The following is a 19,623-nucleotide window of genomic DNA, read 5'->3' as shown; positions in this document are numbered from 1 at the left end:
ATGAAAAAAATTGTCACGATTGTTTCGATGCTGTTTTTAGCAATTTTAGCAGTGATCACGCTGTTTCCCTTTGTCTATATGATTTTAGCTGGGCTAATGACCTACAGTGAAGCAACCAGTATTCCACCGACGATCATGCCAGAGTCCTTCCAATGGAGCAACTACGGGGAAGTCTTTACCCGAGCACCGTTTTTACGCTACTTCTTCAATACGGTCTTTGTTTCAGCGGTCACTACCATAGCGACGCTGATCACGGCAATTTTAGCTGCTTTTGCATTAACGAGTCTTGAATTCAAATACAAGCGTCTCGTGATTGGTTTGATGATCTCCTTACTGATGGTTCCTTATGAATCCATCATCTTTACCAATTACAATACGATTGCTCGAATGGGCTTATTGAATACGTATAGTGCCTTGATCATTCCGTTTCTGACCAGTATTTTTTACATCTATTATTTAAACGGTTATTTACAAAGTATTTCTAATACCTTTTATAAGGCAGCCAAAATTGACGGTGCCAGCGACCTAGCTTATATCCGCCGAATTTTGATCCCCATGTCTAAACCAGCCTTGGTGACAGTCGGGATTCTGACGTTCATCTCTAGCTGGAATTCTTTCTTATGGCCGTTGTTAGTGACGAATGAGAAAAAATACCGTCTCTTAAATAATGGATTGGCTGCCTTTACCACAGAAAGCGGCAGTGACGTTCATTTACAAATGGCGGCAGCGACCTTGACCGTCATTCCAATTCTGATCATTTACTTGATCTTTAGAAAAGAAATTATCAAAGGAGTGGCTAAAGATGGCATCAAAGGATAAAACAACGATCACCTTCCATAGCGGAATTTTAACGATTGGAGGAACCGTCATCGAAGTTGCGTACAAAGATGCCCATATCTTTTTTGATTTCGGTTCGGAGTATCATCCAGAAACACCCTTACCAGATGAAGAATTACAAACGTTAGTTGCGCATCGCTGGATACCAGAACTGAAAAATGTCTACGATCCACGCTTAGACTACACGTACCAAGGAAGCGAAACGAAAGAATACCAAGAAACAGCAGTTTTTCTTTCCCACGCCCATCTGGATCATTCCAAGATGATCAACTTTTTAGACCCAAATATTCCTATGTACACCTTGAAGGAAACCAAAGCGATCCTCGAAGTGTTGAATCAAAAAGGGGACTTCTTGCTGCCCGTTCCTCATGAGGAAAAAAGCTTTGTCCGAGAATTGATCGGCTTAGAACCCCATGATGTGATTCGGATCGGGGAAATCGAAGTCGAGATCATTCCAGTCGATCATGATGCGTACGGTGCGGCGGCCTTGTTAATTCGCACGCCGGATCATTTTATCGCTTATACCGGTGATTTGCGTTTGCATGGCTATCATCCAGAGCGTACCAAAGAATTCTGTCAATTAGCCAAACACACGGATCTATTGATGATGGAAGGGGTCAGCATCAGCTTCCCAGAAAGAGAACCGGACCCCAAAGCGATCACGGTGGAAAGTGAAACAGAATTGATTGAGACCTTCGTGCGTTTGGTCAAAGAAAATCCCCAACGACAAATTACCTTCAATGGCTATCCAGCCAATGTTGAGCGCTTTATGGCGCTTGTTGAAGCCGCGCCGCGGACGGTTGTTTTAGAGGCGACGCAAGCTGCTTTGTTGAAAGAAATTTTCAATAAAGATGTACCGTTCTATACGATCGATGATCAAGTACCAGCGACTCTCGATCCAGCCTTCGCCATTTCTTATCAGGCATTATGTGCCGACACGAGCCAGTACCTTTGGCAAGTAGTCGCGCATTTTGAAAACTTGCAAACAGGTGGATTGTATATTCACAGTGATGCGCAGCCGTTAGGCGATTTTGATCCAGCTTATCAAGTCTTTTTGGATCAACTGGCAGCACTGGAGATCGAATTTGTCCGTTTGCCAAACTCGGGACATGCGAAACCAGCTGATTTAGATCAGATCATTGCATGGATCGAGCCCCAACGATTGGTTCCAATCCATACGCTGAAACCAGAAAATCTGGTGAATCCGTATGGTGAAAGAATATTGCCGCAACGCGGTGAAAAAATTATTTTAGAGTGATAGAGGAGAGGAAAAAATGAAAACAAAGAAACTTGCATTTGCAGCAGCTGCAGCCGCGACATTGGTATTAGGGGCTTGTGGAAACAACAACGATTCATCTGGTTCTACCGAAAGTGATGAAATCGTTACAGAACTAAGCGATGATACGACTGTCACCTTTTGGCATGCAATGAATGGCGCGCAAGAAGAATCATTGACGAAATTGACGGAGCAATTCATGGACGAAAATCCAAACATCAAGATCGAATTGCAAAACCAATCCAGCTACTCTGATCTACAAGCAAAGGTGAATTCAACCTTGCCTTCACCAAAAGATCTACCAACTATCACCCAAGCATATCCTGGTTGGTTATGGAATGCTGCCCAAGATGACATGTTGGTTGATCTTGGCGAATACATCAACGATGATACTATCGGTTGGGGTGACCAAGAAGAGATCCGCAGTGCCCTTTTAGAAGGCGCGCAGATCGACGGCGTGCAATACGGGATTCCTTTCAACAAATCAACAGAAATGCTGTTCTACAATGCAGACATGTTAGACGAGTATGGTATTGACGTACCGACAAACCTTGAAGAATTAAAAGAAGCTTCTCAAGAAATCTATGAAAAATCAAACGGTGAAGTAGTAGGTGCTGGTTTTGACTCATTAAACAACTACTACGCCATCGCAATGAAAAACCAAGGTGTTGATTTTGACAAAGACTTGCAACTAGACAGCGATGAATCAAAAGAAGTCATCAACTACTACCTGGATGGTGTCAAAGAGGGCTACTTCCGAATCGCTGGTTCTGATCAATACTTGTCTGGACCATTTGCCAACGAGCAAGTCGCAATGTATGTCGGCTCAATCGCAGGGGAAGGTTTTGTTAAAAAAGATACCGAAGGCAAATTTGAATATGACGTAGCAGCTCGTCCAGAACCAATCAACTTGCAACAAGGAACTGACTTGTACATGTTCAACAGCGCAACACCAGAGCAACGCACCGCTGCTTTTGAATACATGAAATACTTAACTTCTCCAGAAGCGCAAAAAACATGGGCGATCGATACCGGCTACATGCCAGTTGTTGAATCTGTTTTGGAAAGCGATGAATACAAAAACAATCCTGAAACAAAAGTAGCTGCCAAATTAGAAGATGCAACCAAAGAATTGTTCTCGATCCCAGTGATTGAAAATGCTGATCCTGCTTACAATGAAATGCGCTCAATCATGGAAAACATTTTGTCTAATACAGATCAAGATGTCGATCAATTGATTGAAAACGCAAAACCACAATTAGAAGATGCTTGGAACCAATAATTCTGAATTTCTTCGTCAAAATAGGGTATAATCAGGGAAACACCTGAGATGAAACACCAAAGGGTTTGTATCATAAGGTTTGAAGACGCAAGGAAGCAGAATTTGCTGGCTTTCGAGGGTTTTCGACTTATGCGCATGCCCTTTTGGTGTATTGAGGGGAAAAGGAGTCTTTTGAATGAAAATCACGTTTTTAGAAACGAGCGATATGCATGGCTATGTCTATCCAACCAATTTTGCCGATGACACGGAACAAGGATTCGGCGTGGCAAAAGTTGCCACCAAAATGAAAGAACTGCGCCAAGCAGCCACCGGACCGGTCGTAACGATCGAAAATGGCGACTTTATCCAAGGCTCGCCCTTAAGCTATTACATTGCCAAAAGCCAGCACTCCGTTGCCGCATTGACCGCTGTCGTCAACCACCTAGACGTTGATGTTCATGTCTTAGGCAATCATGAGTTCAACTACGGTCTGCCTTATTTGCAAGAAGCGATCGCCAGCTACCAAACACCAGTACTGGCAGCGAATATTTTAAATGAAGCGGGAGAACCATTTTTTGGACAAGCCTACACCATCATTGAAAAAGAAGGGGTCAAGATCGCGATCTTAGGAATGGTGACGCCCTATATTCCTCACTGGGAACAGCCTGCGACGATTCGCGGGATGCAGTTTGTCAGCATCGTTGAGACAGCGAAAAACTATGTACCTTACTTACGAGAACAAGCCGATATTGTTGTTGTCAGTTATCATGGCGGCTTCGAGCGTGATTTAGTCACTGGGGAACCGACTGAATTATTGACCGGCGAAAATGAGGGCTATCAATTATTGCAGGAAGTCTCAGGAATCGATGCCTTCTTCACAGGACACCAACATCGTGAGATCGCCACAAAAATCAATGGTGTCCCTGTTGTGCAGCCCGGTTATCGTGGAAGCTTTATCGGCGCCATCGAATTGACGGTTGAAAAAAATCAGACAGGGGTTCATGTCACAAACAGTACGGCTGCGTTGATCCCTGTTGCGGATGCTGTCCCAGATCAAGAGACGTTGGCTTTGTTAGCACCCATCGAAGAAGAGTTACAAACATGGCTAGATCAGCCGTTAGGCAAAGTCAGTGGGGATATGCGAATCACCGATCCGATGGGGGCACGCTTGAAAGAGCATCCTTATATTGAATTCATCAATCGTGTTCAGATGGCTGCCAGTGGCGCCAAAATTTCTGGCACTGCTCTTTTCAACAATGAAGGCAAAGGCTTTGGCGCAACCATCACGATGCGGGATGTGATTACCAATTATATTTACCCAAATACGTTAGCTGTAGTCAAAATAACAGGTGCCGAATTAAAAGCTGCTTTAGAACAAACGGCGGATTATTTAGCCGTTGTTGACGGTCAGATCGTTTTCAATCCTGCTTTTATTGAACCAAAACCGCAATATTATAACTACGATATGTATGAAGGCATCGAGTATACGATCGATCTTAGTCAACCCGTTGGTCAACGAATCACCCGTTTGGACTTTGAAGAAAAAGCCATTGCGATGGACCAAGAATTAGAGATCGTCATCAACCAATACCGTGCCGTGGGCGGTGGCAACTACGCCATGTTTTCTGCCGAAAAAATCGTTCGTGAGATTCAAGTCGATATGACGGAACTGATTGCTGACTATTTGAAACAGCATCCTCAGATCGAAGCCACGACGAATCAAAACTTTCTAGTGACGTTATAATAGCAAAACAGCCTGCGATGAATGAATCATCGCAGGCTGTTTCTTAATTTTCTACATTACGTACATAGTCATCAAAGTATTTTACCAAATCCGCTTTGACTTGTTGATAGTCTTCTTCGGAATAGTCTTTGTCTTCTAGTTTTGCTTCGAAAAATGGCATGGCCAATTCTTCTCGTAAACGATCCAACACTTGTTCTTGGTTCATAACGTCACCTTTTTCACTTTTGATTTGATTTCATCATAACAAATGAAATGAGGCTGTCAATGCTTCGTAAGTGTCTTTCATTTTTTCTAAACGATTTTTTAAAGAAACAAAATCATCGTCATCATGAAAAAGGACTTGTTTTAATTCAAAATAATAGATCTCAAAAGCATCAAAGAAAGCAATGACTTCCGCTGTTTGCAGCTCTTTGGCAGTATCGCAGCGAATATAGGCTTTTTCAGCGATCGCATACGTTTCCGCAGTCGTTAATAGGACCAATGATTCATTGTATTTGCGGCTCGTCACTAGTTCAAAGGTTGATTGACATTTATTGTAGATATTAGAAAAATCTTTGAGCACGAGTTCCTTCGGTGTTTTATCAAACATGGGGGAATCCTCCAAAACTTTATTTTTTGAATAAGACGCAGACACATTCTGGTGCGTAGATGTCTTTTTCTAAGACAGTCAATTTGCCAGTGGCTTCATCGCGTTTGTATAACGTTAGGTTATCAGAATTTTGGTTGGCACAAACCAGATAATCGTTTGTCGGGTCCAAATCGAAATCGCGAGGGAAGTCGCCTTCTGTTGAGATTGATTGAACAAAAGCCAGGCCAGCGCCTTCATCGGTTACTTCAAAAACAGCGATTGAATTATGGCCGCGATTTGAGCTGTAAACAAAACGTCCATCGTTCGAGATACGTACCGCAGCGCCACTGTTGAAATCCGTAAAGTCCGCAGGGATCGTTGGCACCTTTTGGATTTTCTCAAAACTGCCATCTGCTTGATTGTAGCGTAAAACAGTCAATGAGCTGTCTAATTCGCCCACTAAGTAAGCGTATTGGTTATTTGGATGGAAGACTAAGTGACGAGGACCAGTTCCGTCTTCTGCCACATAGACAGCTACTTCTGTCAGTTTGCCATCTTCTGAAATATCATAAGTATAGACCCGGTCTGTTCCAAGGTCACAAACTGCTAAACGTTGGTCTGGTGTTAAGTCAGTATAGTGGACATGAGGTTTGTCTTGGTTTTCATGAGAGCCGACGGGTTCATCATGGTAGATGCTGTCCGTTGCTTCGATGCTGCCATCCTCTAGAATTTTATAAACATTCACTTCACCTTTATGGTAGTTGGCACCATATAAAAGCTGACGGGTTTCATCAACTGCTACATAGCAAAGGGGTGCGCCTTCTTCCGTTGCGGTATTCAGCAAGGTAAAGTCTGGGGTATAAGCAGCGGCGCCGCCGTTGCCAGCTACTTCTGTGACGCTGTAAACTGCTTCTTTTTTACTGCGGGCAAGATAAGTCGGACTTTTTTCTTCCGCGCATAAGGTCAAATCGGTCAGTGTTCCTTTTTCCGTATCTAAAGCGATCGAATAGATCCCTTTACTTTCGCGACGAGTGTACGTACCTAAATAAATCGTTTGCAACATAAAAAAACCTCCTAATAGTTTCATTCCTATTTAATTCTACCATAGAATGCGGTTTTGGGCGGGTAGAAAAACTCTTTATGTTATAATAAACGAGAAGATAGAAAGGGGAGTTTGTCATATGAAAAAAGGGACGATCAAAGAAATTGGTCCACAGGCGATCGATTCGCAAGAAAGAATGATCATCTTCTTTGGGGAAGAAGCGACCGATACATTGCGAGAATATTCAGTCATCCAAACGATTCCTGATTCGCAAGAGTTAGTCGTAAAGAAAGAGGATCAGATTACTTTTGGTGATCAGACCTATCAAGTCCAATATGTAGGAACGGTGGCTAACCAAATCCTGCAAACGATCCAGCATGTGACCTTTGTCTTTGACGAAGTGCCGGCTGAAGAACCGCTTTCAAGTGCGATTTATTTAACGCCAACTGTTTTGCCGAACCTAGAAGTCGGCATGCAAGTGACGTACAACTAGGAGGCAAAGAATGTCATGAAAGAAACGCAGAAAAAGCCGCATTCCTGGTTTTGGAAATGGTTTTTAAACAATCAAGCAGTGACCAGCTTGCTGGTCATTTTATTGATTCTCTTAATTTTGCTGCTCTTCACGAAAGTTTCATATTTGTTTGAGCCTGTCTGGCAATTTTTAGCCATCGTCGGATTGCCAATCATTTTGGCGGGGATCTTGTATTACTTGATGAATCCCACTGTTGACTATTTGGAGCGCAAAGGAATCAAACGAATTTACAGTATTTTTGGTCTTTTTGTTTTGGTGGTTGGTCTGATTGTCTGGGGGGTGGTGGTCATCATTCCTAAGATCCAAGAGCAATCCATGAGTTTTGCGGATAATCTGCCGGGGTATTTGACGATTATTGAGAATAAGGTGAATGAAATCTTGTCTGATCCAATCTTCTCGCAAGTCCAAGATCAGATCGAAGCTTCCAATGAGAAGTTGATTTCTTCTCTGACGGATATCGTCCAAAATCTTTCCCGCAGTACGATTCAAAATCTAGGTAGTTTCTTCGGGGCCGTTGCGACGATCGTTTTAGCGGTCATTACCATGCCGTTTATTTTGTTCTACCTACTGAAAGATGGCCGCAAACTAGCCCCTTATTTTGTCAAATTTTTACCAACCAAAATGCGCCAGCCGTCACTGATCGTTTTAAAAGAAATGAATGACCAGGTATCCTCCTATATTCGGGGACAGCTGACAGTGGCGTTTGCGGTCGCAGTGATGTTTATGATCGGCTTTAGTATTATTGGCTTAGATTATGCCATCACACTGGGGATTGCAGCTGGCTTTTTAAATTTGATCCCTTATTTAGGATCTTTTTTGGCCATGATTCCAGCGGTCTTTTTAGGAATTGTTGGTGGGCCGGTATTGCTGATCCAAGTCCTGATCGTCTTTGTCATTGAGCAGACCATTGAAGGACGCTTGATCTCACCGTTAGTTTTAGGAAACGAATTGTCGATCCATCCTGTCACGATTCTTTTAGTCCTCTTGACTTCAGGAAAACTATTTGGTCTTGTTGGGGTCATTTTAGGGATTCCTGTCTATGCGGCTGCCAAGGTGATCATTACCCATGTGTTTGAATGGTATACGCGGGTTTCCTCCTTGTATGAAGAGGAAGAACCAATCCTCGAAGCACCACCAGAGGACACCCCAGAAGTTTAGCAGCTTCGAGTGCAAAAGAGTCCATACGTATTATCAACGGTACAGCCTTTTTCTGTGGGCTGTACCTTTTTTGTGCGGATAAAAGAGCCAGCAATCACTGGGAAGTAATGCAAGATTTACAACCTATGAACGATGATTTGGGAGAAACCGACAGCTCTTTATTCAATAGAAAGAGTGAGGGAGTAGTGTCTTGGATCCGATTGACTTCGCAGGAACAAAAGAATATAATCGAGTTATATAAATCGTTTATATAATGTGACTTGTGCTTAAGGAGGGTCTTGGATGCCAAAACAACGAATAACAAAGGAAATGGTGGTTGATGCCGCTTTTGAGATTGCTCGAAAAGGCGGTATGGAGCAAGTGATTGTCAAAAATATTGCGGAAAGGTTAGGCTGTTCAGTCCAGCCCATTTATAGTTATTGCACCAATATGGAAGGACTGCGGACAGAAGTAGAGCAGAGAGCACGGCAATTTTTACAAGAGTTTTTAGAAGCCCATAGTGACTCCCAGGATCTGTTTCGCAGCACCGGACACGCATATTTGCAATTGGCGAAAGAAGAACCCCAAATTTTGAGAATTTTTGTCTTACAAAAAAGAGCGAATGTTTCGTCATTAGAAGAGCTGTATCAGTTGGAGACGAATCCTCAAGTAGCCCAAAGGATTGCCGCCGATTTGAATATTAGCATAGAAACCGCCAAACAGCTGCACTTGCATATGCTCATTTACACGATCGGAATCGGTACGATTTTCGCAGTAACGACACCTGGTATTCCACTAGATGAAATCTATGCACAACAGGAAAAAGCTTACGAGATGTTTTTGAAACAGGCAATAGATGGCGCAAAAAGTAGGTCGCAGTCCTAACTGCAGGGAGGAATTCCTCATGAAAAATGGCATTATTGTTTATCAATCGAAATACGGCGCTGTCAAAAAGTATGTCCACTGGCTTCAAGAAGCAACAGGTTTTCCCTGCCTAGAAACCCCAAAAGCCAAAATAGCTGAAGTAATGGATTATGACACAATTATCTTCTGTGGGGGAATCTATGCTTCGGGTATTGCTGGACTGTCCTTTTTAAAAAAGAATAGCAATCAGCTAAAAGGCAAAGAGATACTCATCTTTTGTGCGGGAGCTTCTGTTCCTGAAAAAGTGGTAGTGAAAAAACTCAGAGAACAGAATCTCACGGGTCCGCTAAAGGACATCCCCTTTTTTTACGGAAGAGGACAATGGCAGGAAAGCAAAATGAACTTTTTCGATCGAACCTTAGTGAAAATGTTAAGAAAAGCGGCCGCTAAAAAAGAGCCACACACCTATGACCCACAGACGAAGGTACTCATGGAAGCCAATGGACAAGATTGCGATTGGACGGATAAAAAATACTTGGTTCCGTTGGTGGATTATTTGGAGCAGGAATTGTATTGAACGAGCACAAGCGCTTTATTGAGGTTTTATGAATCAAATGAGCAATAAGTGACCAGAGTGTAAGAACAGAACAAAATTAGTTTACTGCGAATAGATTTTTTGTTGTGACACCAAGAGTCTGCAACTAAGTTCTTAAAATTGTTTGATCTATTCCTAAAATTCAATGAGTAAGTAGAATGCCGATCACGCATGAGAGGATGTCTTATGCGTGACGGTTTTTTAGTTTATAGCTTATCTTAATAGAAAAAACGGGAGTAGCTGATTCCTTTGTTTATAAAATTCTCAGACATTGTATCTAATAGTTCTATTTTTTAGCTTTGCATGATGAACATTTTTGTGAAGCTGAACGTTAAACCAGGTCTTTCAAGTGCTAAAAAAAAGGCAGAGAAGCTATCTCTGTATGTACAATGTATATTCTTTCTAAATGCAAGATATCTTTCGTTGCGGGCTTTTTTATGGCTTGGACGGATTTGACATATTGTTGCAAGAAATACATATGGTCGCTGAAAACATTGGTTGCGTATACTGAATGCAAGACAAAAGAAAACCTTGCGAGGTCAAGAAAATGTGGATTTTAGCAATTGATATTGGCGGTACTGCTATTAAATGTGGGTTAGTGAATAGTCAAGGGGAACGCAGACAATTGACTCAATTTCCTATGAACAAGGAATATTCCACAGTCACGCAACGTATATGTCGACAGATCGATGCATTCTATGCAGCAGCATTTGATGGCATCGCTATTAGCTCAACGGGACTGGTTGATCCACAAAGCCAAGAAATCGGGATGACATCACCTTTATATGAAGGATTTGGTAAAAGACTGGTTAAACATTTGCGCAGTACATACCAATGTCCAGTTGCTGCCGAAAATGATGGCAACTGTGCGCTATTGGCAGAAAAATGGTTGGGTCACGCTCAAAATTGTGCGTCCTTTGCGACAATTGTCCTAGGTACATCCGTTGGCGGTGGCTTGATGATCGATCATCAATTGATTCGCGGCAAACACTTACTAGCAGGAGAGTTTGGTTATCTGCTTTTTCCGACCGAAAGGAAGGATTGGGAACTTTGGAGCATCGCAGGGTCAACCAGAACATTAGTAGAGAAAACAGCAAAACGTATCGGAGACCCAACAATCAATGGCCAGCGTATTGATACACTGGTTCAAGAACAAGATCCGCGATGTCTGCCAGTAGTAGCTGATTTTGTCGATAAACTGGCGGCGGCTTGCTATAGCCTGCAATATATGATTGATCCGGAAATCATCTTGATTGGCGGTGGAATCAGTGCGAGCCGTTTCTTGGTCCCACATGTAAACGCACGATTAGCTATGATTGCTGAGCAGATTCCTAGTACTGTTATCGTGCCAAACATTTGTGCCTGTCGTTTCGGCAATGAATCTAATTTATTGGGCGCTTGTTATAACTGGTTAAGAAAATACAAGCCTGATAGCTGACTTGTAAAAAAGCATTGTTTTTTATTAAAATAAAGCGTATTTTATTAGAGTATCATACATTCTTTTCTCCTAAATAAGTACCGATAAATGAAAGCGTTTTTGAGCTTTCGAAATAACAGAGAATAGGTGATGCAAATGGGAAAGTACACGGAACTGAATCGTCAAAAACTATTTAGGGGAATCATTCGTGCCATCAGCTCTTATTTAATCGTGTTTTTAGTGCCTTTTTTAGCCGTGTCATGGATTTGGTATGATACATCTGTCAAAAGTATCAATGAACAAGTGATGCTGACCGCTAGAAATCAATTGATTCAGTTGAAATATTCTTTAGAAAATACGTTTATTCAATTGAATTATCTGACGCAAAAAATGACCAATGATCATGTTGTCTCATTGAAATATTTGCAGCATCCTTACTTGACCAAAGAAGCAAGAGAGGCCATGCAAACGTACAAAATCACCAACGACTTAGTCGAAGAAGTCTATTTATATTATAAAGAGTCCCCAGCAACCTTGTATTCAACCGTAGGATCATTCTCTTTTGACACATTTTTGAAAAAAGTACTGCCGAAAAATGAAATGGGCCAGGAACAGTTAGCCGCACAATTGGATTCCTCAGCGCCTACATTGTTGACATTAGAAGGCGCCGGTGAGGAGCAGCGATATTCCCGTTTCTTTTATATCGTTCCCATTCAAAGTGAAGAGATGACTGTCTATGGCTCAGCGATCTATGAAATCAAAGAGAACAATTTGAAGAGAATTCTTGATCTCAGCAATAACGATGGGATCAGTAACACCTATATTATCAATGATGAGTACCAGTTATTAGCCAGTACCACCAATGATGAGTTAGCGCGCTTTTTAAATCATCCCGAACGCATGAAAAAAGGCATTCAAACAGGACGAATGCGGTTTGAACAATCAACGTATTTTGTTCAAGCGATTGCCAATAATGAATTGAATATTTCAGTGGTAGCCGTTGCTAATCCGAATCAAGCGCTGGCATCGGTCAACCGTGTACAAGAGCAGTTCGTCCTAGTATTTATCGCCATATTATTTACGGGTATCACTGCAGTCGTGATGCTTGGGTTACGTAGTTATCGCCCAATTCGCAAAATCGAAAATCTGGTTCAGGAGTTTCATCGGGACCCCAAAATGACCCTTCATTCGATGGATGATGTCCATAATACCTTGGCGGCATTTTTGGTTGAGCACCAAGAACTGCATCAGGAAGTCCGCCTGCAAACACCTCATGCCAGAGAGCAAGTGCTGCGCAAATTAATGAGCGGACGTTTTCGGTCCGAGCAAGAACTGGCTTTGCTTTTAGAAGCGGTTCATGTCTGCTTTCCTAAGTCAAATTACTTTGTGATCGCCATCGATACGAAAACTGTGGATTCCAAAGCCAAGCAAGGAGATAAAAAATTTCTGATCGATTATATCGAGGAAATCAAAGAGGCGGATTATACGGCATATGCGACGGAAATTTTATCCAAAGAAATGTTAGCCTTGACCGTAGGGTTTGTTGATGGCAAAGAACAACAAGAAATTGTGGATGCCATTGCGGAAAAAATTACCCATGCGATCTCCCTAACACCCACAATGGGTGTCGGTATGACGGTCGATCAACTAACCGCCATCAATGAATCCTATATCGAAGGGTTGGCAGCACTGGAAAATCAAGGGAGTCAAGGCAAGCAAATCAGCTACTATGCGGAGCTTTCCAAAGAGACCAATCATTTGCCAATCAATTACCCAGATAATCAAAAATTAAAATTGATCCAAGCCTTGAATCAAGGAAATATTGAGATTGCCAGTGAAACGATCCAGCGGTTGATCGAAGAAGGCGAGAGTAAACAGACTTCGCCTCGTGTCCAAAAAATGTATGGCTACTACTTGTTGAATACGATCGCGCAAGTCGGCGGTGAATTGGTGGGGGCAGAAGTACTGCATACCGCTTCTGAAAGTGCTGATTTCAACAGCTTGAATCAATTGCAGTCTGCCTTGTTAACGATTGCCCAGCAGATTTGCACGAAGGTGCAGAAACAGCCGCTGGATGACGAGTCGGAAATGAATGAGAAAATCTTCAGTTTTATCCAAGAAAATTACCATTCCTCACAGCTCTCCTTGGAATCGGTGGCAGAGGAGGTTGGTGTTTCTGTCTCTTATGTCAGCCGTTTTGTAAAAAAAGAAAGCGGCAAAACCTTCTCCAAATATATTCAAGAACTAAGACTGAAAAAAATCAAAGAGGAACTGATTGAAACAGATTTGCCAATCAAAGAAATTATTCGCAACAATGGGTATTATGATGTTTCCAATTATACGAGAAAGTTCCGAAAAATAGTGGGTGTGACACCAGGGCAATACCGTGAAATGAACCAAAAAATGAGAAATTATTGAAAGTATGGGGGAAAATGAGATGAACAAACAAGTTGATTTGACAAAAGTTCAGCAACGAGCAGCCGTCTTTTTTGAGGAAATAGGTTGGCAGTCGGCGAAAGATCCGTTACCGAAAATAGTGATCGATCCGCAGCTGGATGCTGATTTTCGATTTGAAAACCAAACAATCAGTGTGTCCTCGCCAGAACATGCCTTTTACGCGTTAACCAAATATGGCCGAGATCAGGCGACGGGTCAATTAGCACAGAAAAGCTATATAGCAGCGCTTAAAGAACGCTGTCTGATGATCGATATCGGGCGCAAATTTTATTCGCTTGCTGATTTGAAAGCAATCGTCCGCAGCATGGCTTGCTTCCAATTCACGCATCTGCAACTTCATTTTTCGGAAAACGAAGGCTTTCGGATTGAATCCCAGCAATTTCCAGAAATTGTTTCGGAAGAATGTTTGACCAAGCAAGAAATTCGTGAATTGATTGCGTATGCTCAAAACCATGAAATTGCCATTATCCCTGATTTTGATTCTCCTGGTCATTTGCGTCAAGTCCTAGCACAAAAACCTCAATGGCAATTGCCGACAGCAGATGGCACTCGTGATGATCGAGCACTGAACATTTTGGATTCAGAAGCGATAGCCTTTATTCAGGAAGTTTATCGAGAATATGCGCAACTGTTTGAAGACAGCACCTATTTTCACATCGGGGCCGATGAGTTTATTGATTTTGACCAGTTAGAAAACTTTCCACAAATGATCGAAGCTGCCCGCGAGCGCTATGGGGAAAAAGCCAGCGGAATCGAAGTCTTTATTGATTATGTCAATGAGCTGGCGGCCTTTGTTGAAAGTCTCGGCTTTGTTGTGCGGGTCTGGAATGATGGTTTTTACCGCTTGAATCGCCAAGAGCAGACAACGTTGACGGAGAATTGTCAAATCTCCTATTGGACCCGTTGGAACCAGAATATGGCGCCGGCGGATGTCTTTTTTGAAAAGGGCTATACCATGATCAATCACAATGATAATTTTTTCTATTATGTCTTAGGAGAAGCGGCAGGGTATACCTACCCAACTTACGAAAAAATCAGCAATGAATTCCAGTTGACGACGTTTGCCAATGGACAACAAGTTGCACAGGAACAGCTTGCCCAAACACAGGCGATCGCTTTATCCGTCTGGGCGGATGTACCTGAGGCTCAGACTAGTCGTGAAGTGATCCAAGCGATTTTTTGGCTCCAAGCGGCCATTAGCCAAAAAGTTTATAATGAGCCAAATCGACCAAAAGAGACATTTCGAAAGCTTTATGATGGGTGGGAAGCGACACTCAGCTGATTGTTAGAGGAATTGGGTGAAAGGGCACATCGCTGACAATCCCTGTTGTTTTCTTTATGATGAATAAGTTTAGCGACAAGTGAAACAAAAGCCAATAGTATTTTGATAAAATGAACGTAACTCCGAGTGAGGGGAGAAATGGAGCAATAAGTGATCATAGACATTCAACCGTTGAAGAAAAAAGATATCCTTGAAATGGATCAAATGTTTTTAAAGCAAGGGTGGCCTTCTCGCCAGCAGCTCTTGATGGAGTATTTAAACGAGCAAGAAGCGGGGGAGAGATACATTTTGCTTGCCAAAATAAACAACAAAACTGCCGGGTATTTGACATTGGTCCCTCTAGCAAAGCACGGACCATTTAAAGGCTTGTACCCAGAAATTGTGGATTTTAATGTTTTTGAATCTTATCAAAAACAAGGGGTAGGCAGTCAGCTTTTAAAAGCAGCCGAAGAAAAGGCACGAGAAATAGCTGCCGTGGTGACATTAGGGGTAGGTTTACACAATGGTTATGGATCGGCCCAGAGACTGTATGTAAAACAAGGCTATATTCCAGATGGATCTGGTGTTTGGTTCAATAATCAGAATTGTGCGATGAATGTGCCTTGTTGTAACAATGACGATCTTGTTCTTTATTTGTCTAAGGAACTTTGACCTTCCCGTGGTAAGTACCTTTAAAAAAGGATTAATCCCGCAGCTTGTTTGCATGTTCTCATCACCTGTTCAACAAGCTAGCTCGCTACTTTCGTATAAGCGAATTTGGGGAGTTTTTGAAAAAATAGCCATAAAAAATGACTAGAAACGATCAGTTTCTAGTCATTTTTTTGTAAAGAAAGTAAGGACAATGTTTTTGTATCAATAAAATATTCATTTAGTACAGTGCAATAGGCGCTTATATTTCTTTTAAAGTGATTTCGACCACTGGTACCAACACATCTGGGGAGCAGACGGGTAAGCTGAGAACAAGGTCCTCTTTGTTGATGATGGCTTCCGTTGACGTGAGAACTTCCTCGGGATCAAATCCTCGATAAAACAACTCGGAGCCATCATGTAAGAAACGGATATGCTTCACGCATCCTGCAAGTCCCGGAAGATGCAAGGATTTGTAGGGGTAGGAGAAGAGGTGCAAGTAAAGTTTATTCCCGTTTTGGGTGTAACGACTGTCAATAGGCGGTTGAAAAGTGCTGGCACCACAGCCGATAATCGCTTGCTGATGATAATGCATCCATGAACCGATGGCTTCTAAATGGCCGCGAGTTGGTAAGTTGATTTCTCCACGAGCATTCGGGCCGATATTTAAGAGAAAGTTCCCATCTTTTGCTACTGTGTCAATCAGCATTTTGGTCATCATTTCACTGGATTTCCAGTGCTGAGCATCACGATCATAGCCCCACGTTTCGTACATCGTTTGGCACGCTTCCCATATTAAAGGCAATCCATTCGCTTCTAATGGTTTGTCTGGTTGGAATTGCTCAGGGGTGGTAATCCCGCGGCCCAAATCCAAACGATCATTCAGTAACATCTCCGGCTGTAGACTTCGGCAAATTTCTTCGATTCGCTTACTATCCCAATCGGCTGCACCCTTGCCTTTTGACCAGCCCCAATCTCGATGGCTATAAGGAAAATCAAACCACATATAATCGATGGTTCCATAATTGGTCAATAGTTCGGTGACTTGACCAGCCAAAAAATCTTGATAACGGCGCATGTCCCGCTGGTCATTGGCTTGACGGGCTTGAATAGTCTCTCGTTGCGGATGCAGGCCGTCGAGCGTGAAATCTGGATGATACCAATCGATCAGCGAATGATACAGTCCGACCTTAATGCCGACCTTGCGAAATGCCGGCAGCAGTTCTGCTAAGAGGTCTCGCTTGAATGGGGTGTTGGTTACTTTGTAGTCGCTGAGCGCGGTGTCCCAAAGGGCAAAGCCTTCATGATGTTTCGTCGTGAAGACCATGTATTGAAAACCGGCCTTCTTTGCGGTTTGAGCCCATTCCTCCGCGTTGAAAAGATCAGGATCAAACTGAGAAAAATAGTTCTCGCGATAGGTGGTGGGTTCAATTTTTTCTGTCGTCATAAACCATTCGTGTCGAGCGCCAATACTGAATAGGCCGAAATGGATGAATAAGCCAAACCGATCATGGAGGAACCAGTTTGGATCAGGGTAGTTGGCAGGCCAATTCTTATACGTTCTCATTAAAAATCACTCCTTTTTCACTCACTTAAAGAAATTCTGTATTCGTCATGACTGTTTCTTGAATTTTCCAGCCATCTGCTTCCTTAACGAAAGTATGGTAAGCCTCTGTGATGTGATCACGGTAGGAAGAATCTTTTGGGCTGATCGTTTTCTGCTGCGCCGCGACCAGCATGGATCCTGTCTCTTGTTTAACGACTTCAAAAGAAAGCAGCGTGTGCTGCAGCTGTTCTTCTGCAAAAAAAGCAGCCAATTCTTGGCTCGTCTCTGCTCGCGCCGCTGCCACGAGCGTGGCGGCATAAGCTGTCGCATCTTGGTCAGAGGCTGCTTGTAAATTTTCTTTCAGCACTGCCAAACAAGCCTCCGCCGCTGCTTGATTTGTAATATTACCTGTCATCTCCAGTTTTTCTGAAGGTTGGGCATGAACTGGAGCAGAAGAATCGGTTGTTAGAAAATAGAGAAAGAATAGGCTAACAACAGCCAGCAAACTCACGATGATGGTTCGGCGCAGCAAGGATGTTTTCATAATTTCTCACTCCTTCTTTTAAACATCAGAAATTTTCCCCGCACTATAGATTCCATGAAATAAATTGCGACCCACAGAAGTGTTGCCGCTGAAAGGGGTCACCATTGGTAAGGACGGTTGAGCCAATTCTTCCAAAGTATCGAGCTCCCCGTCCAAGAAGGCAGTAAGCCGCCAGAGTGTCGTGTCGCAGCGCATCAGCAAGGCGCCGTAGCGCAGATCGATACTCTCAAAACCGAAAGGTCGATTCCAGTCAAACCAGACTTTACGATGGGCTTCATAAAGGGATTGCAAGGCGGATTTATAGACACTGAGCTCATCGACTGCTTGGCGCAATTCCGTGAAGTCCTTGCTTTTATAGGCACTGGTGATTTGGTCGGTAATACAAGCTTTTTGTGCCAAAACATCAGCCAGCTGCTGATAAAAGGCAAACATCGTTTGTGTGTCCCGTGTTGATTTCACAGCTGCCAACTCTTGAGCCAATGTTTGATAGTGGGATGCTAAAGAAAGATCGGTTAAGTTTTCCTGATACAAACCATACAGCAAGTCTTGGTAGAGCAGTAGCTTGCTGGGGTTTTCTCCGTGAGGATTGTTTTCTGGTACACCTGCAGTTTGATCAAAACGATCAAGCAGCAAGAAATCGCTACTAACTGACTCGTGAAAGAGCTGGAATTTTTCATTTAATTTCTCTAACGAAAGGTCGTTTCCAAACTGCGCTTCACTGAAATATTGCAAACCTAATAGCGCAGCAATCAGCGGTGTTTCGGCTCCGTCGTCGCCCCAAAGTGTGGCATAAACTTCCTGAACATCGTTTTCTTTGGCGGCTTGCAAGGCATGACGCATGGTGGCGAAACTCTTGCCATAGTTCGGCGCCAAACCGTTCCAAGTCCAGATACCTCCAGCAAAGGCGATCGGCTGTTTTAATTCCCGATGTTTCGCAAACATTCGCTGATAAGAGGCATGATCATGGTGGTAATAATCCCAGTAAACCATTTTGACAGCAGGAAGGTCAGCAAACAATTCTGTGGGAAAACACACGTCTGGATCGTAATAATCACCAGTAGGTGCACCGATCCTAAAAAACATATCGCTCCACATCATCGGCTTAAAACCCACTTTTTGACAAAGCGCAGCTACCCGCTGCAGATGTTCGGCCATAATCGAGAAACGGTCTTTTAAACCGTGCAATACCAAATATCTTCCTTTCCCCAATTGGTGTGCTTCATCCATGCCAATGTGTAGCTGATCCGTCGAAAAACACGAACGGATCGAACAGATCGCTGCTTCCAAAAAGGTATATGTTTCTTCTTCTCCCACCAGTAAAATATCTTCCGTGTCCCGAATGTTTTTAGCAAATCCCCATTTTAAGGGATTCGTTAAGTGTGCCAATGTTTGAATCGCCGGAATCAAAGTTACACCTATAGCTTGCGCGTAGCTATCAAGCTTCTTTAACTCACCTTGTGTATAACGGCCTCGTAAATGACCAAAATAAGGATACTCTGGAATTTCATAAGTGTCTTCCATATAAAGCGTGAGACGATTAAGCCCCATCTTGCTTGTCAATAGAATAAAGCGTTGCAGTTTTTCAACGGTCATTACTGCATTGCGGGACAGATCGATCATTGGTCCAATTGCTTCAAAATGCGGCTGTTCTTCTAAGACATAGACTGGGCGGTCTTCATGCACCCATAAAGTTAATGCCCGAAATAAATGGGCCTTTTCTTGATAGTAAATGATTGTTGCTAGCGGACCGTGGCAAATTTTCAGAGAACCGGGCCGTTGAATCAGCTGTAATGGATGCCCTTGCGGTGATTCTCGCAACGCTAGTTCCGGTAGTATGTTACTAAAAAAATCATCAAGATTTTCATTACTTTGGATAAAAATGTCTTTCATTACG

18 protein-coding genes are annotated in these 19,623 nt (G+C 42.8%); 12 read left to right on the top strand and 6 right to left on the bottom strand.

Annotated elements, in window-relative coordinates; translation table 11 throughout:
* The 4 genes from IGJ26_RS14100 to IGJ26_RS14085 all read left to right on the top strand — a co-directional run bounded on the left by IGJ26_RS14100 (position 1) and on the right by IGJ26_RS14085 (position 5,118).
* Positions 1 to 819 carry a carbohydrate ABC transporter permease gene (locus IGJ26_RS14100; protein WP_005228015.1) on the top strand — a complete coding sequence of 273 codons (819 nt, stop codon included), beginning with the start codon at positions 1 to 3 and terminating at the stop codon, positions 817 to 819.
* Complete coding sequence (locus IGJ26_RS14095; RefSeq protein WP_008379452.1) at positions 803 to 2,095, top strand: MBL fold metallo-hydrolase; 1,293 nt, start codon at positions 803 to 805, stop codon at positions 2,093 to 2,095. Before IGJ26_RS14100 ends, IGJ26_RS14095 begins: the two co-directional genes overlap by 17 nt.
* A gap of 16 nt (positions 2,096 to 2,111) precedes the next feature.
* Positions 2,112 to 3,395, top strand: a complete 1,284-nt coding sequence (locus IGJ26_RS14090) for an ABC transporter substrate-binding protein (protein ID WP_008379453.1) — start codon at positions 2,112 to 2,114, stop codon at positions 3,393 to 3,395.
* Between the two features lie 175 nt (positions 3,396 to 3,570).
* The gene (locus tag IGJ26_RS14085) at positions 3,571 to 5,118 is read left to right on the top strand and encodes a bifunctional metallophosphatase/5'-nucleotidase (protein WP_005228018.1); all 1,548 of its coding nucleotides are present in this window, start codon (positions 3,571 to 3,573) and stop codon (positions 5,116 to 5,118) included.
* 43 nt (positions 5,119 to 5,161) lie between these two features.
* Here IGJ26_RS14085 and IGJ26_RS14080 read toward each other — a convergent pair whose 3' ends face one another.
* From IGJ26_RS14080 to IGJ26_RS14070, 3 genes are read right to left on the bottom strand one after another with little or no spacing between them, the layout of a single operon-like run.
* Positions 5,162 to 5,323, bottom strand: a complete 162-nt coding sequence (locus IGJ26_RS14080) for a hypothetical protein (RefSeq protein ID WP_005233739.1) — start codon at positions 5,321 to 5,323, stop codon at positions 5,162 to 5,164.
* A 33-nt stretch (positions 5,324 to 5,356) separates the two neighbouring features.
* Positions 5,357 to 5,707 carry a hypothetical protein gene (locus tag IGJ26_RS14075; RefSeq protein WP_005233740.1) on the bottom strand — a complete coding sequence of 117 codons (351 nt, stop codon included), beginning with the start codon at positions 5,705 to 5,707 and terminating at the stop codon, positions 5,357 to 5,359.
* 19 nt (positions 5,708 to 5,726) lie between these two features.
* Complete coding sequence (locus tag IGJ26_RS14070) at positions 5,727 to 6,749, bottom strand: lactonase family protein (RefSeq protein ID WP_008379454.1); 1,023 nt, start codon at positions 6,747 to 6,749, stop codon at positions 5,727 to 5,729.
* Positions 6,750 to 6,867: 118 nt separating this feature from the next.
* Between IGJ26_RS14070 and IGJ26_RS14065 the strand changes: the two genes are divergently transcribed.
* The 8 genes from IGJ26_RS14065 (at position 6,868) to IGJ26_RS14030 (ending at position 15,663) form a co-directional block, all read left to right on the top strand.
* Positions 6,868 to 7,221, top strand: coding sequence for a PTS glucitol/sorbitol transporter subunit IIA (locus tag IGJ26_RS14065; RefSeq protein WP_008379455.1), 354 nt, complete (start codon positions 6,868 to 6,870; stop codon positions 7,219 to 7,221).
* Positions 7,222 to 7,236: 15 nt separating this feature from the next.
* Entirely contained in the window at positions 7,237 to 8,418 is a 1,182-nt protein-coding gene (locus tag IGJ26_RS14060) for an AI-2E family transporter (RefSeq protein WP_005233743.1), read from the top strand.
* A gap of 282 nt (positions 8,419 to 8,700) precedes the next feature.
* Positions 8,701 to 9,282, top strand: a complete 582-nt coding sequence (locus tag IGJ26_RS14055) for a TetR/AcrR family transcriptional regulator (protein WP_008379456.1) — start codon at positions 8,701 to 8,703, stop codon at positions 9,280 to 9,282.
* 19 nt (positions 9,283 to 9,301) lie between these two features.
* A complete protein-coding gene (locus IGJ26_RS14050) occupies positions 9,302 to 9,838 on the top strand; it encodes a flavodoxin domain-containing protein (protein ID WP_008379457.1) in 537 nt (178 codons plus the stop codon).
* A 529-nt stretch (positions 9,839 to 10,367) separates the two neighbouring features.
* A complete protein-coding gene (locus tag IGJ26_RS14045; RefSeq protein WP_035006796.1) occupies positions 10,368 to 11,294 on the top strand; it encodes an ROK family protein in 927 nt (308 codons plus the stop codon).
* Between the two features lie 129 nt (positions 11,295 to 11,423).
* Positions 11,424 to 13,691 (top strand): helix-turn-helix domain-containing protein, encoded by a 2,268-nt coding sequence (locus tag IGJ26_RS14040; protein ID WP_008379459.1) that lies wholly within the window; start codon positions 11,424 to 11,426, stop codon positions 13,689 to 13,691.
* Positions 13,692 to 13,710: 19 nt separating this feature from the next.
* Positions 13,711 to 15,012 carry a family 20 glycosylhydrolase gene (locus IGJ26_RS14035; protein ID WP_429966543.1) on the top strand — a complete coding sequence of 434 codons (1,302 nt, stop codon included), beginning with the start codon at positions 13,711 to 13,713 and terminating at the stop codon, positions 15,010 to 15,012.
* Between the two features lie 150 nt (positions 15,013 to 15,162).
* Positions 15,163 to 15,663 (top strand): GNAT family N-acetyltransferase, encoded by a 501-nt coding sequence (locus IGJ26_RS14030; protein WP_005233764.1) that lies wholly within the window; start codon positions 15,163 to 15,165, stop codon positions 15,661 to 15,663.
* Between the two features lie 238 nt (positions 15,664 to 15,901).
* Here IGJ26_RS14030 and IGJ26_RS14025 read toward each other — a convergent pair whose 3' ends face one another.
* From IGJ26_RS14025 to IGJ26_RS14015, 3 genes are read right to left on the bottom strand one after another with little or no spacing between them, the layout of a single operon-like run.
* A complete protein-coding gene (locus tag IGJ26_RS14025) occupies positions 15,902 to 17,206 on the bottom strand; it encodes an alpha-L-fucosidase (protein ID WP_086372375.1) in 1,305 nt (434 codons plus the stop codon).
* 25 nt (positions 17,207 to 17,231) lie between these two features.
* On the bottom strand, positions 17,232 to 17,729 hold the full coding sequence (locus tag IGJ26_RS14020; protein WP_008379463.1) for a hypothetical protein: 498 nt from the start codon (positions 17,727 to 17,729) through the stop codon (positions 17,232 to 17,234).
* Between the two features lie 18 nt (positions 17,730 to 17,747).
* Positions 17,748 to 19,619 (bottom strand): beta-N-acetylhexosaminidase, encoded by a 1,872-nt coding sequence (locus IGJ26_RS14015; RefSeq protein WP_430599699.1) that lies wholly within the window; start codon positions 19,617 to 19,619, stop codon positions 17,748 to 17,750.
* Between the last annotated feature and the right edge of the window lie 4 nt (positions 19,620 to 19,623).

It is taken from the genome of Enterococcus sp. AZ095a (assembly GCF_050546735.1).
In the GTDB taxonomy this organism is placed as follows: Bacteria; Bacillota; Bacilli; order Lactobacillales; family Enterococcaceae; genus Enterococcus_D; species Enterococcus_D entomosocium.
This window is presented reverse-complemented; position numbering and strand designations above follow the sequence as displayed.

What these genes read in the sequence shown, in the direction of transcription:
- IGJ26_RS14065 (WP_008379455.1), top strand. Translation starts at nt 6,868, where the DNA reads ATGAAAAAAGGGACGATCAAAGAAATTGGTCCACAGGCGATCGATTCG.
- IGJ26_RS14055 (WP_008379456.1), top strand. Translation starts at nt 8,701, where the DNA reads ATGCCAAAACAACGAATAACAAAGGAAATGGTGGTTGATGCCGCTTTT.
- IGJ26_RS14020 (WP_008379463.1), bottom strand. Translation starts at nt 17,729, where the DNA reads ATGAAAACATCCTTGCTGCGCCGAACCATCATCGTGAGTTTGCTGGCT.
- IGJ26_RS14095 (WP_008379452.1), top strand. Translation starts at nt 803, where the DNA reads ATGGCATCAAAGGATAAAACAACGATCACCTTCCATAGCGGAATTTTA.
- IGJ26_RS14015 (WP_430599699.1), bottom strand. Translation starts at nt 19,619, where the DNA reads ATGAAAGACATTTTTATCCAAAGTAATGAAAATCTTGATGATTTTTTT.
- IGJ26_RS14100 (WP_005228015.1), top strand. Translation starts at nt 1, where the DNA reads ATGAAAAAAATTGTCACGATTGTTTCGATGCTGTTTTTAGCAATTTTA.
- IGJ26_RS14085 (WP_005228018.1), top strand. Translation starts at nt 3,571, where the DNA reads ATGAAAATCACGTTTTTAGAAACGAGCGATATGCATGGCTATGTCTAT.
- IGJ26_RS14045 (WP_035006796.1), top strand. Translation starts at nt 10,368, where the DNA reads ATGCAAGACAAAAGAAAACCTTGCGAGGTCAAGAAAATGTGGATTTTA.
- IGJ26_RS14070 (WP_008379454.1), bottom strand. Translation starts at nt 6,749, where the DNA reads ATGTTGCAAACGATTTATTTAGGTACGTACACTCGTCGCGAAAGTAAA.
- IGJ26_RS14075 (WP_005233740.1), bottom strand. Translation starts at nt 5,707, where the DNA reads ATGTTTGATAAAACACCGAAGGAACTCGTGCTCAAAGATTTTTCTAAT.
- IGJ26_RS14050 (WP_008379457.1), top strand. Translation starts at nt 9,302, where the DNA reads ATGAAAAATGGCATTATTGTTTATCAATCGAAATACGGCGCTGTCAAA.
- IGJ26_RS14060 (WP_005233743.1), top strand. Translation starts at nt 7,237, where the DNA reads ATGAAAGAAACGCAGAAAAAGCCGCATTCCTGGTTTTGGAAATGGTTT.
- IGJ26_RS14035 (WP_429966543.1), top strand. Translation starts at nt 13,711, where the DNA reads ATGAACAAACAAGTTGATTTGACAAAAGTTCAGCAACGAGCAGCCGTC.
- IGJ26_RS14080 (WP_005233739.1), bottom strand. Translation starts at nt 5,323, where the DNA reads ATGAACCAAGAACAAGTGTTGGATCGTTTACGAGAAGAATTGGCCATG.
- IGJ26_RS14040 (WP_008379459.1), top strand. Translation starts at nt 11,424, where the DNA reads ATGCAAATGGGAAAGTACACGGAACTGAATCGTCAAAAACTATTTAGG.
- IGJ26_RS14025 (WP_086372375.1), bottom strand. Translation starts at nt 17,206, where the DNA reads ATGAGAACGTATAAGAATTGGCCTGCCAACTACCCTGATCCAAACTGG.
- IGJ26_RS14090 (WP_008379453.1), top strand. Translation starts at nt 2,112, where the DNA reads ATGAAAACAAAGAAACTTGCATTTGCAGCAGCTGCAGCCGCGACATTG.